Raw genomic sequence first — 15,624 nt, forward strand, 5'->3', positions numbered from 1 at the left:
ACCCCGGCATCATAGCGCAAGCGCGACGGACAGCCAGCCAGACAGACCCTTGCCGACCACGGGGGAACCTGTTTCTCTACTGCGGCAGCAAATGGCCCGCACACCCGCGCCGGTCGGCCATCATACAGGAGGCAGCGCGTGAAAGATCCGTGGCGGATCGCCATGATTTGCGTGACGCTGGGCCTTGCCATCGCCCTCTGGCAGGCAGTGATCTATCGGCCACCCGTGGCGGGCAATCTGATGACTGACGCGCAGATTGCCGAGGATGCTTCGGGCGAGATGACCCTGCCGCAGATGCAGAGGGCGCGCTTTCAGCCAACGACCTTGCCGGTGACACTGGGGTATACACCGTCCGCTTTCTGGTTCCGCCTGTCCATCGCCCCCCCGGAAGACGGTAGCCCGGCGCTTTTGTCGGTCGGTCTTCCGCATCTCGACGATGTGCGCCTGTATCGGCAAGACGCGGCCGGACACTGGCAGGAAAGCCGCAGCGGTGATCTGATCCCCTATAATCAGCGCAGCTGGAAATCACCGCGGCTGGCCTTTGTCATGGCCCATATGGAACATGCCGAAACCGTCTATCTCCGCATCAGCACAAGCGGTAGCGTGGGAATCAATGTCGCGGCCCAGCCGCTTGGCCCAGCCTTGGCGGATGATCTGCGCTACACCCTGTTTCATGCGCTGTTTCTGGGCCTCATCGTCACCTCGATCGTGCTGAGCGTCACGTTCCTTTTCTATTCCCATGACCTGATCTTTCTGAATTTCATGGTCAGCCAGTCCTTCATCCTGGCGGGGCTGGTCACGCTGCATGGCTATGCCTCGGTCTTTCTGCCCGACCAGTCGACAAGTTCGGCAACCACACTGGTGGGTATCCTGTCCGGGGTGACGGGGATCATCTTTCACCTGCATCTCATGAAGCGGTTTCAGCCGCTTCGGGTGCTGTTCGTGATCGGTTGCGCCTTTGCCTGTTTTGAATTCATCGCCGTGCCGCTTGCGCTGTTTTCCGATGCGCGGATTGCGCTGGGGCTTCATGCCTCGGTCATGGCGGCCTTCCTGCCCTTCCTCGGGTTGATGGCCTGGACGGCGCGGGTTCCGGCGTCGATGTCGCTCTGGAGCCTTCGGGCCATCTACTCCGCGCTGGTCGTCTCGGCCTCGGTCTGGATCTTGCCGCAACTTGGCATCGTCCAGCCGAACTGGATGACACTGAATGGCGGCGTGCTGCATGGGGTGATCAATTTCGGCCTGATCCTGTCACTGCTGGCCTATCTGACCATGCGCGACCGCCGAGCCGCCGAACAGTCGATGCTGGCCATGGCGCAGTTGCAAACCGAACGCGCCATCCAGAACCAAAGCTTTGCCGCCCAGCAGAACCTGACATGGATGCTGGCGCATGAGGTGGGAACCAGCCTGTCGGTCATCCGCATGACGGTTGCGAAGGAAAGCATGACCCCGCGCAGCAAATCCCGGATTGATCGGGCGATCACCGGGCTCGACAGTGTGATCCGCCATTGTCTTGATGCCGATCGTATCCAATCGGGGCATTGGCAGATCTCGCCGACGCGTATCGACCTTCGACAGATCCTGGATCAGGTCATCCGCCAGCAGGATCTGCCGCGCCTTGCGCTGGACCGCAGCTCGGTCACGCAGGCACCCATTGATGGCGATCCGGATCTGGTCCGCCTGATCCTGACACATGTGATCGAGAATGCGGTCAAATACTCGCCCGCCGAAAGTTTGATCACTGTCGCAATCGTGAAAAGTACCGGACCCGAGGGCTTTGACATTTCCGTCATCAACCGCCATCTTCCGGGCGCCGCGCCGGATGCCCATCGCGTGTTTACCAAGTTCTATCGAGACGACCGGGTGCTGGCGACAAGCGGTTCGGGACTTGGGCTTTTCATCGTGCGAGAGATCGTCGAAGCCCTCCGGGGAACGGTCGCGTTCCATGTGGCGGATGGCAATGTAACGGTAAGGATATGGCTGCAGAATTCGACCCGCTCGTCATCGTGATCGAGGATCACCCCGACCTGAACGAGCTTCTGGTCGAGGAGCTGGCTGATCATGGCCATCGGACACTGGGCTTCACATCGGTTGAGGCCTACGAAGCCTCGGGCGAGCGTGGCGACCTGTTCCTGCTGGACCTGAACCTTCCGGCCGAAGACGGGCTGAGCTTTGCCGCGCGTCTCCGGGCCAGCCGCCCCGAGGTGGGGATCATGGTGCTGTCTGTGCGTTCCGGAAGCGCGATCCGCGCCGAAAGCTATGAAACCGGGATCGACCTCTATCTGACCAAGCCCTGCGCCCCGCGCGAGATCGTGGCCGCCGTGCGCGCCATGGCCCGCCGCCTTGCCGCGCCGGCCCCAGCCCCGGCCCCACGCGCGCGACCCGGCCTCGCGTTGGACCGCGCGGCACTGAAGCTGTTCGGGCCGGAAGGGGAAACCGCAATCAGCGGGGATGAGGCCGCCTTCCTTTCGGCCATTGCCGCCAGCCCCGAGCGCCGCATGGATTATGGCGAAATCCTCTCGATCATGTGCATCGGCGGCGAGTCCTCGCTTGCAACGCTTGAGGTGCGGATGACGCGGCTGCGCAAGAAGATTGCTGCCGTGCTGCCCGGCGAGGCTTCCATCCGCTCGCTTCGCAAGCGCGGCTATCAGCTGGTGCTGCCTTTGGAAACGCTTGACTGCTAAGGGCGCGGGCCGCCACCGGCGCGGACCCAGCCGAAGTAATCCTCGCTGCCCATCTGGCCGCCCTTCAAGGCAAGTTCCAACCCGTCATGGGGGCCGGTGCCGTGGCCGCGAAACAGCGCCGCGCCCGGAATGGTCGGCGCAAGCGCGGTCAAAGCGTAAAGCCCCAGCTGCGCTGTGCCATGACCCGAGGTATCGCCGCCCGAAATCACGGCGCGCCGCACCCCGGACTGGCGCAAAAGCCGGTCAAGCACCCGCCCCAGCGCCGCCCCGATGCGCGCATTCACCTCGGCCAGGCTGCGGGTCGAGGCGCCAACCGCCTGCCAAAGCGCCTCTACCGCCGGATCATCCGGACCGGAGGCGGTATGGATCAGCGGGCTTTGCCCACGGGTGATCGCGGCCATCCCCGCCGCCACCGCATCCTCTTCCGCCGCGGCAAGGTCGGCCTCCGACCCGCAGGCCGCCCGCGCATCCAGACGAATTCCGGCAAAGCCATGGGCGCAAGACCAGGCAATCTGCCCGGCCGTGATCGGCGACACCGACCCCGACACCGCGATGATCTGTGCCACGGCCCCGGCCGAACCGGGCGCGTCCGTCTCGGGCATCATCCCTGTCGCCTGCCAATGCCGGATCAGGGCGTATTCTGCCCCCTGCGATCCGACCAGAACCGGCATCCGGGCCCGGCCTTCCCAGATCAGCCGCCCCACCGCCGCCTCACTCCCCGCATCCATATCGTCAAACAGAACCATCCGGGCGCCCTGCCGCAAGACACGATCCAGCGCCACATCCCCCCGGTCGGCGCTGGAAAGCGCTTCAAGATCCACGAGGGCCGCCGGCAGATCCGTCTGGCCTGCCAGATGGCGGGCCACATCGGATTCAGTCATGGGCGTCACCGGATGACGGGCCATCACCGGATGCCGGTCAAGCCGAAACACCCCGGCAGGCGTTCCCGCAAAGAGATGCCCGAAGGCCTGATAGCGGCGCATCTGGGGTGCGGCGATCACCACCGCGGCGCAGGCCCCTTTGCCTGCCGCGGCCAGCGCAAGCTCCGTTCCCCGCCCGATCGAGCCGATCTGCGGCGCCGAATCCAGCGTGGAACAGACCTTCCAATGCAGGAAAGGCGCCCCCAGCCCAGCCAGAAAGGCCAGCGGCGCGGGCATTTCGCGCGTCATCCAGTCAGGCGTCTGCGCCCGCGCGGTTGAGGCGATTCCAAGCCCGCGCATCCCGGCAAACCGCGCGGCCTGCGCGGGTGTGGGCGTTTGCAGGAACAGAACCGAGGGCAAGCCCGCGAAGGTCATCGCCTCCATGACTGCCGCCGATCCGGTAAAATCATCGCCATACCACGCGACCAGTAACCCGTCGGGCAGCGCATCCTTGAAAGTGGTCATGGCGGGGATCCTGTTTTGACGCTCAACTGGTATGATGAGTATAACATTCTTGCAGAGACGCAAGAACCGATCTAAGGTGGCGACAACATCACCTCATCACACCAGTTGTCCGGGCGCAGCTGACCACAAGCAGGAGAAGACGGGAATGACGACAATCGCTTTGTTCGGGGCCGGGGGGAAGATGGGCGTTCGCCTGTCGAAGAACCTTGCCAAGACCGACTTCAGCGTCCGCCATGTCGAGGTCAGCGAGGCTGGTCGCGCGCGCCTCAAGGCCGAGGTGGGGGTTGACTGCCTCGCGCCCGAGGCTGCGATTGACGGGGCCGAAGTGGTGATCCTTGCGGTGCCGGATACTGCCATCGGCAAGGTGGCCGAACAGGTGGTGCCGATGCTCGCCCCCGGAACGATGGTGGTTTGCCTTGATGCGGCGGCGCCCTTTGCCGGCCATCTGCCGCAGCGCGCGGATCTGACTTATTTCGTCACCCATCCCTGCCACCCACCGATCTTCAACGATGAAACCACGCCCGAGGGCAAACGCGATTTCTTTGGTGGCGTCGCGGCGAAACAAGGCATCGTCAATGCGCTGATGCAGGGTCCGGAGGCGCATTACGCCCTGGGCGAGGCCGTGGGCAAAGCCATTTACGCCCCGGTCGTGCGGAGCCATCGCGTGACTGTCGAACAGATGGCGATCCTTGAGCCGGGCCTGTCGGAAACCGTCTGCGCCTCGCTGCTCGCGGTGATGCGCGAGGCGATGGATGAAGCCGTCGCGCGGGGTGTGCCGAAGGAAGCCGCGCGCGATTTCCTGCTGGGGCATATGAACATTCTCGGCGCGGTGATCTTCGAGGAAGTGCCGGGCGTGTTCTCTGACGCCTGCAACAAGGCGATCGAATTCGGCAAGCCGGTGCTGATGCGCGATGATTGGAAGCGGGTGTTTGAACCCGAAGAGATCGCGGCCTCGATCCAGCGGATCACCTGACAGACGAATGGGGCGCTTCGCGCGCCCCATTTCGCTTAGGCCATTTCGGCCAGCGCCGCCTGGGCAATCCGCCGCGCGCGCGGTTCCTCTCCCAGCGCAATCAGTTGCAGCCGATCAGCGGCAAAGCGCATCTGCGCCTCATACCCCTCGCTCGCACGGGCCAACCGGCGGAGCGTCTGGCCTGCGATGGTCGCAGGCCCGTTCTCACCCGCCTTGGAAATACGATGCAGGGCAGAGCGGGCACATTCCATGCGGCGGGTCGCCCGGCTCGACTGTGCCTCATATGCCCGGGCCAGCCGCGCCTGATCGGCCCGTGGCAGGGTGCGGACAGGTGCGCTGCGCCGCGCGGCGGGCGCCCGCGGGGCGCTGGCCGGGGTCACATCGCGCCAGCCCTCACCGGGGCGCAGGTCCAGCACCCCCGCACGTTGGGGTTGCTGCATGACCGTCACCACCGTGACAATCACGCTGAGGCAGCACATGACCCCAAGTATGAAAGTAAGGACCTCGTTCATCGCGGCGGCTCTTGGAAGGAATGTAAACGCGAGTATAGCTTACATCCCTAAGTATGAAAGACGCCTGAAGATCCGGATTTGCGTGAATGTGGCGGCACGAATTCGCGCCCAGGTCGCAGAGGCGCAGGGTGGGAAAACTGCAAGATCCTGAAAAACGACACCTTTCACCGCTGGGCTGCGGGGCACACGTTCTGCCTGCACGAAGGGGCGCCAAACTGCCCGCCCGGAAATCATCGTAATTCCGCCACAATCCGGCGCTGACCGGCAGGGGTGATTCGCCGCAATCAGCCCTTTGGCGCGGGCCAGGCGACCGGGCCGCCCTGCGCCACCCAATCGGTGAAGCCGTCTTTCAGATGTGCCGCGACAAAACCCATATCCTGCAGCAGCGCCACCGACAGCGCCGACCGCCAGCCCGAGGCGCAATGAAAGATGAACCGCTTCTCGGCGGCGAAAATCTCTTTGAAATAGGGGCTATCGGGATCGACCCAGAATTCCAGCATCCCGCGCGGGCAATGGAAGCTGCCGGGGATGAAGCCGCTGCGCTCCCGCTCACGCGGGTCGCGCAGGTCAACGATCACCACCTCGGGGTCCTCCATCAGGGCGATGGCCTCGGCGGTTTCCACCTCGGTGATGCGGGCGCGGGCGGCGGCCACAAGGGCCGCGGCGCTGGTATGAAGTTTCGGCATGAATCCCCCCTGAACTGCGACCAGACTGCGCCAGCCCGGCCGCCGGGTCCAGTGGGTCAGGCAAAGGCCGCGCGACAGGCGCTGGCGATGGTCTGGGCGCGGGTCTGCACCTCGGCCACGGCAAGGCCGGGGGTGTAAAGCGCGGTGCCGATGCCAAAACCCGCAGCACCCGCGCGCGTCCAGTCGGCAAAATTGGCGGGGCCCGCCCCGCCCACCGCATAGACCGGCACCGCCGCAGGCAGCACGGCCTTCATCGCCTTCAACCCATCCGTCCCGATCAGCGAGGCCGGGAAGAGTTTCAGCCCCGTCGCCCCCGCATGGATCGCGCTGAAACATTCGGTCGGCGTCATCACCCCCGGCCAGCTTTGCAGACCCTTGGCCCGGGTCGCGCGGATGACCTCGGGGTCGGCATTGGGCGAGACGATCAATCGCCCGCCCGCATCGGCAACTTCGCCCACCTCGCGCGGGGTCAGCACCGTCCCCGCCCCGATCATGGCATGGTCGCCAAAAGCGCGCGCCATCACCTCGATCGAATGAAGCGGATGGGGCGAATTCAGCGGCACTTCGATCTGGGTGATGCCCACGGCGATCAACGCTTCGGCGATGGGCAGGGCCTCGGGCGGGGTAATCCCGCGCAGGATGGCAATGATGGGCAGTGTCATTAGGTCCCCCGAAGTTTGGAAAGGCCCGCGATGGTGCAGGCACCGGCAGGCAGGGTTTCGGCAGGCACGGCCTGCGCGGTCAGCGCGGCGGCATAGGGCGCGCAGGTCGCCTCGGACCCCACAAGCAGCACCGCCTGCCCGAGCCAATAGGGCCGCGCCGCCGCAAGCTCGGCCCCGATCAGCAGACCCGACAGCCGCGCCCGCGCGGTTTCCGGCGCCTGATCCCCCACAAGCCCCGCGGCCCGCAGACCGAACAAGCGCGCCGCCAGCCGTTCCGGGCGCGAAAGCGTCTCGGACACCGCAGCGGCAAAGGCCTCCGCATCCCAACCCGTCGCCGCAATGCTATGGCGCAGCACCGACTGGGCCGAAAGCAGCGCGAACAGCTCACCCGTCATGAAGGTCTGAAAGCTGACCACCTCACCCGCGCTGACCTGCACCCATTTGCTATGGGTGCCCGGCAGGCAGATCACACCATCAAACCCCGGCCGCACCGCAAGCGCGCCCGCGATCTGCACTTCTTCGCCGCGCATGACATCGGCGGCGGGCCGGGTCTGGCACAGGCCCGGCACGATCCGCAGATCGAGCCGCGCGTCCTGCGTCGCAACCCGGCACAGCCCGTCGCGCGCCACGGGGGCACAGGGAACCGCGCGATAGGGCGCCTCGACCCAGCCCTGCCGCGCACCGACCATGCCGCAGGCCAGAACCTCGGTCATCTGGCCCGCGGGCAGCCAATCACCGATCACCTCAAGCAGCGCGGCTTCGAAATCGCCGGGCGCCAGCGCGGACATACCCTTGGGCGATCCGCCCTCGGCCAGCACGCCATCCGGCCCCATTGCATAGGCGCGCAGATGCGTGGTGCCCCAATCAACGGCAATCCAATCCGGTGTCATCCCGTCACCACCACGCCGCCGTCAATCACCAGCGCCTGCCCCGTCATCATCCGCGACGCATCCGAGGCGAGGAACAGCACGCCCCCCACCATATCCTCGGGCTGAAGCGGATCGGGCAGGCATTGCCGGTCGAGATGGGCGCGCAGCCCCTCGGGCGTGACCCAGAGGTCTTTCTGCTTTTGTGTCAGCACCCAGCCGGGGGCAAGCGCATTGACCCGCACCCTCTTCGGCCCGAATTCGCGGGCCAAGCTGCGCGTCATGCCGTTGATGCCGGAATTCGCGGTCGTATACACCGGATACCCCGCATTCCCCATCATATAGCTGATGGAGGAGAAATTGATGATCGACCCGCCCCCGGCCGCGATCATCCCCGGCAGCACGGCCTGTGCCGCGAAGAAGTAGCTTTTCAGGTTGACGGCGATGGACCAGTCCCAGAACGCCTCATCGGTGGTCAGCGTTTCATGCCGCTGGTCATTGGCGGCATTGTTCACCAGCACGGAAACCGGCCCATGCGCGACCTGCGCCTGATCGACGGCGGCCCGCAGGGCGTCCGTATCGGTCACATCGCAGGCAATGAACAGCGGGCGGTTCCCCGTCCTGCGCGACATGTCATCGGCAAAGGCCGCACCGTCGCGGCGCTGCACAAAGGCCACGCGGGCGCCCTGCCGCAGGAAGCCCTCGGTCAGCGCGGCGCCGATCCCCGATCCACCGCCGGTAATGAAGACCGACCGCCCTTGCAGGTCGGGAAAGATCGGATGTGTCATGGCCCCTCCGGCTTGTTCCAATATGTGAAACCCAGTCTTGCATTGTGGAAACTGTGTCGCCTATTCTGCGCGGAGTCAACAGACAGGCCCGGCATGACGGAAGACATCTCAGGCGGGACCGTGGGCAAGGCGCTGGCGGTTCTGGATCAGGTCGCGGCCTTCGGGCGGCCGGTGCGCTTTGCCGAACTGCTGTCGGACAGCGGCTATCCCAAGGCGACGCTCTACCGGCTGCTGCAGACCCTGACCGATCAGGGCATGCTGACCTGCGATCCCGTGACCCAGGCCTATGCACCGGGGCTGCGGCTGGTGCGGCTGGCCCATGCCGCCTGGGCACAGGCAAGCCTTGGCCCCCTCGCCCGGGCCGAGCTTGACGCCCTGTCAGCCCGCACGGGCGAGACGATCCACCTGGCGCAGCTGGATGGCGGGCAGGTTCTTTACATCGACAAGCGCAATGCACGGAACCCGGTCGATCTGTTCAGCGCGGCGGGCAAGGTTGGCCCTGCCTATTGCACCGGGGTGGGCAAGGCCATGCTGGCGCAGCTGACCGGCCCGGCGCTGGAGGCGGCGCTGGACCGGCAGAGCTTTCACCGCCACACGGCAAGCACGCTGACCACCCGCGCAGATCTGTTTCGCGATCTGGAGACGATCAGGCACAGCGGCCTTGCCTTCGACCGTGAAGAGCATGAGCCCGGCATCATTTGCCTTGCCGCGCCCATCCTTGCGCCGGGGGGGCAGCTGCTGGGGGCCGTGTCGATCACCACGACCACCGCGCGCAGCAGCCTTGCGGCCCTGGCCGACCTGGGGCCAGCCCTGCGGGACACCGCCGCCCGCATCGCCGCGGCGGCGGCGCCTTGGCGCTTTCCCTACCGGCCGGGCTGATCAGGCGGGCGCGGCGGTCGAACGGCGCAGTACCAGCTCGACCGGCAGGGTCAGCACCCGTCCCTCGGTCGCGGCGGGATCGGCCAGCCGCTCCAACAGCAGATCCGCCGCCGCGCGCCCCAGCGCCAGCCGATCCTGTCGGATCGTGGTCAGCGGCGGCAGCGCATAGGGGGCCGAGGCGATATCGTCGAACCCCATCACCGACACATCCTGCGGAACCGACAGGCCAAGCGCGCTCAACCCCGAGATCAGGCCGATTGCCAGCTGGTCCGAGGCGCAGATCACCGCCGTCGGCCGTGGGGTCATCGCCATGAGCCGCACCGCCGCGGCATGGCCCGCCTCCAGCGAGAAATCGCCCCCATCCACCCGTTCGGGCGGCAGGCTGAGCCCCTGCGCCGCAAGTGCGGCCTCGACCCCCGCGCGGCGTTCATCCGTCAGGATGTTTCCGGCAGGTCCGGTCAGATAAGCGACGCGCCGATGCCCCAGCCCCACGACATGATCGACAGCAAGGCGCATCCCTTCGCGGTTGTCGCTGCGAACTGATGGCAGCGGCGCGCTGAGCGGCCATTCACAGGCAAAGACCACCTTCCCCACCGTATCGGGGGCGACCAGATCCTTCAGCGTTGCCGCAGGCAGCGACCCGTCCAGCGAAATCAACCCGTCGGCGCGCGATTCGCGCAGATGCGCCACCGGCGACCGCCCCGCCCCGCCGGTGCTATGACTGTCGGCCACCAGAAGATCGACCCCCGCCTCTTGCAGCCGGTCCTGAATGCCCTTGATGATCAGCGAAAAGAACGGGTTGCCCAGATTGGGGACCAGCGCCAGAACCGCCCCCGCGCGCTGTTTTCGTAGCGACCGCGCGAAGGAATTGACGCGATAGCCATGCCGCTCCACCACCCCCATCACGAGGGCGCGGGTCTCTTCGGACACACGATCGGGATGCGAAAGCGCGCGGCTGACCGTGGCGGTCGAAACCCCCGCCAGGCGCGCAATATCCTTGATCACCAATGACAATCCAGCCCCCGAAACCGCAGCACCCACCCCTTGTGTAAACCATTACATTTTTCCTTGACGCAAGGCAAATCCGGTGCAACCCTATAAATGTAATCGATTGCACCACTTTGAGGAGAGTCGGATGTAATCGTTTGCCAACAGGAGGACGGCCCCAGACGCACCCGCGCAGGCCGACAGGAGGAGATTAGGAATGACCCATTCGACCATGCGCCGCCTGCTGGCGGGCGCAGCGATGTTCTGCACCCCGATGATGGCCCATGCCACCGATCTGGAAATCACCCATTGGTGGACCTCGGGCGGCGAGGCTGCGGCGGTGAAGGAACTCGCCCGCGAATTCGAAGCTAAGACCGGCCACACCTGGGTCGATGGCGCCATTGCCGGATCGGGCGACGTGGCGCGCCCGGTGATCGTGTCGCGCATTCTGGGCGGCGATCCGATGGCGGCAACGCAGCTTAACCATGGCCAGCAGGCGCGCGAGCTGATCGAGGCGGGCCTCCTTCTCGACCTGACCGACATCGCCGAGAAAGGCAAATGGCGCGAGATCGTCAAGCCCGCTTCGCTGCTGGATGCCTGCACCGTCGATGGCCGGGTCTATTGCGCGCCGCTCAATATTCATTCGCCGCAATGGATGTGGACCTCACCCGCCGCCTTCGAGGCCGCAGGCGCGACCCCCGCCACCAACTGGGAAGAGCTGAAGGCCGCCGCGCCCAAACTGCGCGAGGCCGGCAAGGTGCCGTTGGCGCTCGGGATGCAGGGCTGGCAGCAATCGTACCTTGTGTCGGGGCTGATCATCGCCAAGGGCGGCAAGGATGCCTTCTACAAGGCCTACCGCGATGCCGATGCCGACCTTCTGTCGGGCGAGATGATCACGCAGGTCTTTGGTGAACTCGCCATCGCACGGGATCTGTCGAAAGGCGGCAATGTGCAGGACTGGAACCTCGCCACCGCCAAGATCATCAATGGCGAAGCCGGTGCCCAGGTGATGGGCGATTGGGCGCAGGGCGAATTCGCCGTGGCAGGCAAGGTCGCGGGCAGCGATTACAACTGCTTCATCGGCATGGGTGGCGATCCGGTGATTTCGACCGGCGGGGACGCCTTCTACTTCCCGGTGAACAAGGATGCGGCCATCACCGAGGCGCAGAAGGAACTGGCCAAGGTCATCCTTTCGCCCGAAGCGCAGGTGGCCTTCAACCTCAAGAAAGGCTCGCTGCCGGTGCGCGGCGATGTCGATCTCGCCGCCGCGAATGACTGCATGAAAAAGGGGCTGGAGACACTTGCCGCGGGGAATGTCATCGACAGCACCGAACAGCTGATCTCGCCCGATGCGACGGGCCAGATCAATGACCTGATGTCAGAGTTCTTCGGTTCGGACATGGCGCCGGCCGATGCTCAGGCGCGCTTTGCCGAGATCCTGACCGGCGACAAGTAAGCGCCCCTCCCGCCCGTCTCCGGTGACCCTGACCGGAGACGGGTTCCCCTCTGACACGACAAAGTGGAGCGCCGACCATGTCCGGCCGAGACCGCCCCGCGCAACTGCTGCGCAACCTGCCCGCCAAACTGGCCGCCCTGCCCATGATCCTGACCGCGCTGGTCGTCTTCATTGGCTGTTCACTCTGGACGGTGGTGCATTCCTTCACCAAATCGCGGCTGCTGCCCAAGCTCGATTTCGTGGGTCTGGATCAGTATGATCGGCTCTGGTCCACGCCGCGCTGGCTGGTGTCGATCGAGAATCTGGCAATCTACGGCATTTGCGCGCTGATCCTGTCGCTGGTGCTGGGCTTTGTGTTGGCGGCGCTGCTGGATCAGAAGATCCGGTTCGAAGACGGGTTCCGCACCATCATCCTTTACCCCTATGCGCTTTCGTTCATCGTGACGGGGCTGGTGTGGCAATGGATCCTGAACCCCGATTTCGGCATCCAGAACATCGTGCGCGGGCTGGGCTTTGAAAGCTTCGTCTTTGATCCGCTGCACAACCCCGATCAGGTGCTGTTCGCGCTGCTGATCGCGGGGCTCTGGCAGGGGACCGGGCTGGTCACGGTCATCCTGCTCGCCGGGCTGCGCGGCATTGACGAGGATATCTGGAAGGCCGCCCGCGTGGACGGAATCCCCGCCTGGAAGACCTATCTGCGCGTGGTCATCCCGATGATGCGCCCGGTCTTTGCCACCTGCCTCGTCCTCGTCTCGGCCGGAATCGTCAAGCTCTATGACCTTGTCGTCGCGCTGACGAATGGCGGCCCCGGCATCGCGTCCGAAACGCCTGCGAAATACGTCTACGACTCGATGTTCAACAAACAGAACCTCGGTCAGGGATTTGCGGCCTCGACCATGATGCTGCTCACCGTTCTCATCATCATCGTGCCTTGGGCCATGTTCGAATTCAGAGGAAAGCGCCGTGATTGACGCCCCCTTCCCCCGCACCCTATCCGGCCCCGCCGGATCGCGGCCCCGCACCCGGATCGCGCCGAAACGGCTGATGATCTATGCCGCGCTGCTCATCGTGTCGGTCTATTACCTTCTGCCGCTCTGGGTCATGGTGATGACCTCGCTCAAGGGAATGCCGGAAATCCGCATGGGCAATATCTTTGCCCCGCCGGTCGAGATCACCTTCGAACCCTGGGTCAAGGCCTGGTCTTCAGCCTGCACGGGGCTGAACTGCGATGGCCTGTCGCGGGGCTTCTGGAATTCAGTGATGATCGTGGTGCCTTCGGTGGTGATCTCGATCGCCGTGGCCTCGGTCAATGGCTATGCGCTGGTGAACTGGAAATTCCGCGGGTCCGAGGTGTTCTTCACCATCCTGCTCTTTGGCGCCTTCATCCCCTATCAGGTGATGATCTATCCCTTGGTGATCATCCTGCGTGAACTGGGGCTGATGGGGTCGGTCTGGGGGCTGGTGCTGGTGCATACGATCTTCGGCATGCCGATCATCACCCTGCTTTTCCGCAACTACTTTGCAAGCCTGCCCGAAGAGCTGTTCAAGGCCGCGCGCGTCGATGGCGCGGGATTCTGGGGCATCTTCCTGCGGGTGCTGGTGCCGATGTCGCTGCCCATCTTCACCGTGGCCGTGATCCTGCAGATCACCGGCATCTGGAACGACTTCCTCTTTGGCGTGATCTATACCAAGCCCGACACCTACCCGATGACGGTGCAGCTCAACAACATCGTCAATTCGGTGCAGGGCGTGAAGGAATACAACGTCAACATGGCCGCGACCCTGCTGACCGGCCTTGTCCCCCTCTCCATCTACCTCATCTCCGGCAAGCTCTTTGTCCGCGGCATCGCCGCAGGCGCCGTGAAAGGCTGATCCCATGCTCGACCAAACGCACACCCCTGCCGCGGCCCTTGCGGGTCTTTCGGTCTCGATCCGCGATCTGACGCTGTCATTCGGGTCGGTCACGGTGCTGAAAGACCTGAACCTTGATATCGGCAACGGCGAATTCCTGGTGCTTCTGGGCGCCTCGGGCTGCGGCAAGTCCACGCTGCTGAACTGCATCGCCGGGCTGATCGAACCCACGGGCGGGCAGATCTTCATCTCGGGGCAGAATGTCACCTGGGCGGAACCCTCGGCCCGCGGCATCGGCATGGTGTTCCAGTCCTATGCGCTTTACCCGCAGATGACGGTCGAGGGGAATCTGTCCTTCGGCCTCCGCAATGCCGGGGTGGCCCGCGATGAAATCGCCCGCCGTGTGGCACGGGCGGCGGAAATCCTGCAACTGCAACCGCTGCTCAAACGCAAGCCTGCGGCCCTTTCGGGCGGGCAGCGCCAGCGCGTCGCCATTGGCCGGGCGCTGGTCAGGGATGTGGATGTCTTTCTGTTCGACGAACCGCTGTCGAACCTCGATGCCAAGCTGCGCGCGGAGCTTCGGGTGGAAATCAAGCGCCTGCACCAGAACCTCAAGAACACGATGATCTATGTCACCCATGACCAGATCGAGGCGATGACCCTGGCCGACCGCATCGCCATCATGAAGGGCGGCATCGTGCAGCAGCTGGCCGCACCACTCGAAATCTACAACCGCCCCGCCAATCTTTACGTCGCGGGCTTCATCGGATCACCCCCGATGAACTTCCTGAAGGGGCGCTTGGAAAACCGGCTCTTCAAGGGCGCGATCACGGTGCCGATGGCGGATTATGATTTCACAACCGCCCCCACCGATGGCGAGGTGGTCTTCGGCATCCGCCCCGAACATGTCGCCCTTGGCGCCGCCGCCGAAACCAGCCCCATCCGCACCGAGATCACCGTCGAGGTGATCGAACCCATGGGCGCCGATACCCTGATCTGGACGGCCATCGGCACCGATCCCTTCCGCATCCGCATCGACGGACAGACCCGCATCGCCCCGGGCGACCGGCTGACCATCGGCTTCGATCCGGCCTGCGCCTCGCTCTTTGACGCCAAAACCGAAAACCGTCTCTGAAAGACCCAGCCATGAAACTGTCGTTCCAACTCTATTCCGCCCGCAACTTCACCCCTTGGGCCGATATCATCGCCCGTCTCGGCGCGCTGGGGTATGAATCCGCCGAAGGCTTTGGCCCGCTTTATGAAGACCCCGCCGCCACCCGCGCCGCGCTGGATGCCGCGGGCCTGACCATGCCGACGCTGCATGTCTCGCTCGACATGGCCGAGGGCGATACCGACGCGCTGGTCGCGCTGGCCCGCACTCTGGGGGCCACCGCCGTCTATGTGCCCTGGATCGCACCCGAGGCCCGCCCGACCGATGCCGCAGGCTGGGCCGCGCTGGCCGACCGGCTGGCCGCCTGTCATGCCCGCATCACTGCCCATGGCCTGACCTTCGGCTGGCACAACCATGATTTCGAATTCTTCCCCCTGCCCGATGGCCAGATCCCGATGGAGATCCTGCTGACCCGCGCGCCCCAGATCGACTGGGAGGCAGATCTCGCCTGGATCGTCCGCGGCAAGGCAGATCCGCTGGACTGGATCACCCGCCACGGCGCCCGCATCACCGCCGCCCATTTCAAGGACATCGCCCCCGCGGGCGAAAAGACCGATGAGGACGGCTGGGCCGATCCCGGCACCGGCACCGTGGACTGGGCCGCCCTGCACCGCGCCCTGAAGACGCAAACCCGCTGTGCGGTTCTGGTGGCCGAACATGACAATCCGTCCAGCTTTGACCGCTTCGCCACCCAGGCCGTCGCCACCTACCGCAGCTTCTGAAAGAC

General features: G+C 65.1%; 16 protein-coding genes. 9 read left to right on the forward strand and 7 right to left on the reverse strand.

Annotated elements, in window-relative coordinates:
- Nucleotides 1–138 precede the first annotated feature (138 nt).
- Together IE101_RS12285 and IE101_RS12290 are read left to right on the forward strand one after the other, a co-directional pair.
- The gene (locus IE101_RS12285) at nucleotides 139–2,007 is read left to right on the forward strand and encodes a sensor histidine kinase (RefSeq protein ID WP_189634142.1); all 1,869 of its coding nucleotides are present in this window, start codon (nucleotides 139–141) and stop codon (nucleotides 2,005–2,007) included.
- Entirely contained in the window at nucleotides 1,974–2,681 is a 708-nt protein-coding gene (locus IE101_RS12290) for a response regulator transcription factor (RefSeq protein ID WP_189634143.1), read from the forward strand. The genes IE101_RS12285 and IE101_RS12290 overlap by 34 nt, the downstream gene beginning before the upstream one ends.
- On the opposite strand, the gene IE101_RS12295 is transcribed toward IE101_RS12290, so the two are convergent.
- Nucleotides 2,678–4,066, reverse strand: coding sequence for a four-carbon acid sugar kinase family protein (locus tag IE101_RS12295; RefSeq protein ID WP_189634144.1), 1,389 nt, complete (start codon nucleotides 4,064–4,066; stop codon nucleotides 2,678–2,680). The two genes, IE101_RS12290 and IE101_RS12295, sit on opposite strands and share 4 nt — an antisense overlap.
- A 145-nt stretch (nucleotides 4,067–4,211) precedes the next feature.
- Here IE101_RS12295 and IE101_RS12300 point away from each other — a divergent pair, with 145 nt between their 5' ends.
- Nucleotides 4,212–5,039 (forward strand): phosphogluconate dehydrogenase C-terminal domain-containing protein, encoded by an 828-nt coding sequence (locus IE101_RS12300; RefSeq protein WP_189634145.1) that lies wholly within the window; start codon nucleotides 4,212–4,214, stop codon nucleotides 5,037–5,039.
- Between the two features lie 35 nt (nucleotides 5,040–5,074).
- Here IE101_RS12300 and IE101_RS12305 read toward each other — a convergent pair whose 3' ends face one another.
- The 5 genes from IE101_RS12305 to IE101_RS12325 all read right to left on the reverse strand — a co-directional run bounded on the left by IE101_RS12305 (nucleotide 5,075) and on the right by IE101_RS12325 (nucleotide 8,553).
- Nucleotides 5,075–5,551, reverse strand: coding sequence for a hypothetical protein (locus IE101_RS12305; RefSeq protein WP_189634146.1), 477 nt, complete (start codon nucleotides 5,549–5,551; stop codon nucleotides 5,075–5,077).
- A gap of 284 nt (nucleotides 5,552–5,835) precedes the next feature.
- Complete coding sequence (locus IE101_RS12310; protein ID WP_189634147.1) at nucleotides 5,836–6,237, reverse strand: rhodanese-like domain-containing protein; 402 nt, start codon at nucleotides 6,235–6,237, stop codon at nucleotides 5,836–5,838.
- Nucleotides 6,238–6,293: 56 nt separating this feature from the next.
- Nucleotides 6,294–6,899: a 2-dehydro-3-deoxy-6-phosphogalactonate aldolase gene (locus IE101_RS12315; protein WP_189634148.1), complete on the reverse strand. Its 606-nt coding sequence runs from the start codon at nucleotides 6,897–6,899 to the stop codon at nucleotides 6,294–6,296.
- Nucleotides 6,899–7,789, reverse strand: a complete 891-nt coding sequence (locus IE101_RS12320; RefSeq protein WP_189634149.1) for a 2-dehydro-3-deoxygalactonokinase — start codon at nucleotides 7,787–7,789, stop codon at nucleotides 6,899–6,901. The genes IE101_RS12315 and IE101_RS12320 overlap by 1 nt, the downstream gene beginning before the upstream one ends.
- A complete protein-coding gene (locus IE101_RS12325; RefSeq protein ID WP_189634150.1) occupies nucleotides 7,786–8,553 on the reverse strand; it encodes an SDR family NAD(P)-dependent oxidoreductase in 768 nt (255 codons plus the stop codon). Before IE101_RS12325 ends, IE101_RS12320 begins: the two co-directional genes overlap by 4 nt.
- Nucleotides 8,554–8,646: 93 nt before the next feature.
- Here IE101_RS12325 and IE101_RS12330 point away from each other — a divergent pair, with 93 nt between their 5' ends.
- The gene (locus tag IE101_RS12330) at nucleotides 8,647–9,432 is read left to right on the forward strand and encodes an IclR family transcriptional regulator (RefSeq protein ID WP_189634151.1); all 786 of its coding nucleotides are present in this window, start codon (nucleotides 8,647–8,649) and stop codon (nucleotides 9,430–9,432) included.
- Here the strand turns inward: IE101_RS12330 and IE101_RS12335 are convergent, their stop codons facing one another.
- Nucleotides 9,433–10,437, reverse strand: a complete 1,005-nt coding sequence (locus IE101_RS12335) for a LacI family DNA-binding transcriptional regulator (protein ID WP_308429875.1) — start codon at nucleotides 10,435–10,437, stop codon at nucleotides 9,433–9,435.
- A 199-nt stretch (nucleotides 10,438–10,636) separates the two neighbouring features.
- On the opposite strand from IE101_RS12335, the gene IE101_RS12340 reads away from it, so the two are divergent.
- The 5 genes from IE101_RS12340 to IE101_RS12360 all read left to right on the forward strand — a co-directional run bounded on the left by IE101_RS12340 (nucleotide 10,637) and on the right by IE101_RS12360 (nucleotide 15,619).
- Nucleotides 10,637–11,875: an ABC transporter substrate-binding protein gene (locus IE101_RS12340; protein ID WP_229804146.1), complete on the forward strand. Its 1,239-nt coding sequence runs from the start codon at nucleotides 10,637–10,639 to the stop codon at nucleotides 11,873–11,875.
- A gap of 77 nt (nucleotides 11,876–11,952) precedes the next feature.
- Entirely contained in the window at nucleotides 11,953–12,846 is an 894-nt protein-coding gene (locus IE101_RS12345) for a carbohydrate ABC transporter permease (RefSeq protein ID WP_189634153.1), read from the forward strand.
- Nucleotides 12,839–13,747, forward strand: a complete 909-nt coding sequence (locus IE101_RS12350) for a carbohydrate ABC transporter permease (protein ID WP_189634154.1) — start codon at nucleotides 12,839–12,841, stop codon at nucleotides 13,745–13,747. The genes IE101_RS12345 and IE101_RS12350 overlap by 8 nt, the downstream gene beginning before the upstream one ends.
- A 4-nt stretch (nucleotides 13,748–13,751) precedes the next feature.
- A complete protein-coding gene (locus tag IE101_RS12355) occupies nucleotides 13,752–14,861 on the forward strand; it encodes an ABC transporter ATP-binding protein (protein ID WP_189634155.1) in 1,110 nt (369 codons plus the stop codon).
- A gap of 11 nt (nucleotides 14,862–14,872) precedes the next feature.
- Nucleotides 14,873–15,619: a sugar phosphate isomerase/epimerase family protein gene (locus IE101_RS12360; protein ID WP_189634156.1), complete on the forward strand. Its 747-nt coding sequence runs from the start codon at nucleotides 14,873–14,875 to the stop codon at nucleotides 15,617–15,619.
- Nucleotides 15,620–15,624: the final 5 nt, after the last annotated feature.

Source organism: Gemmobacter lanyuensis (assembly GCF_014652355.1).
Taxonomy (GTDB): domain Bacteria; phylum Pseudomonadota; class Alphaproteobacteria; order Rhodobacterales; family Rhodobacteraceae; genus Gemmobacter; species Gemmobacter lanyuensis.

Coding starts and splice junctions, on each gene's coding strand:
- IE101_RS12355 (WP_189634155.1), top strand. CDS start 13,752: ATGCTCGACCAAACGCACACCCCTGCCGCGGCCCTTGCGGGTCTTTCG.
- IE101_RS12345 (WP_189634153.1), top strand. CDS start 11,953: ATGTCCGGCCGAGACCGCCCCGCGCAACTGCTGCGCAACCTGCCCGCC.
- IE101_RS12325 (WP_189634150.1), bottom strand. CDS start 8,553: ATGACACATCCGATCTTTCCCGACCTGCAAGGGCGGTCGGTCTTCATT.
- IE101_RS12320 (WP_189634149.1), bottom strand. CDS start 7,789: ATGACACCGGATTGGATTGCCGTTGATTGGGGCACCACGCATCTGCGC.
- IE101_RS12300 (WP_189634145.1), top strand. CDS start 4,212: ATGACGACAATCGCTTTGTTCGGGGCCGGGGGGAAGATGGGCGTTCGC.
- IE101_RS12340 (WP_229804146.1), top strand. CDS start 10,637: ATGACCCATTCGACCATGCGCCGCCTGCTGGCGGGCGCAGCGATGTTC.
- IE101_RS12315 (WP_189634148.1), bottom strand. CDS start 6,899: ATGACACTGCCCATCATTGCCATCCTGCGCGGGATTACCCCGCCCGAG.
- IE101_RS12295 (WP_189634144.1), bottom strand. CDS start 4,066: ATGACCACTTTCAAGGATGCGCTGCCCGACGGGTTACTGGTCGCGTGG.
- IE101_RS12360 (WP_189634156.1), top strand. CDS start 14,873: ATGAAACTGTCGTTCCAACTCTATTCCGCCCGCAACTTCACCCCTTGG.
- IE101_RS12305 (WP_189634146.1), bottom strand. CDS start 5,551: ATGAACGAGGTCCTTACTTTCATACTTGGGGTCATGTGCTGCCTCAGC.
- IE101_RS12310 (WP_189634147.1), bottom strand. CDS start 6,237: ATGCCGAAACTTCATACCAGCGCCGCGGCCCTTGTGGCCGCCGCCCGC.
- IE101_RS12290 (WP_189634143.1), top strand. CDS start 1,974: ATGGCTGCAGAATTCGACCCGCTCGTCATCGTGATCGAGGATCACCCC.
- IE101_RS12330 (WP_189634151.1), top strand. CDS start 8,647: ATGACGGAAGACATCTCAGGCGGGACCGTGGGCAAGGCGCTGGCGGTT.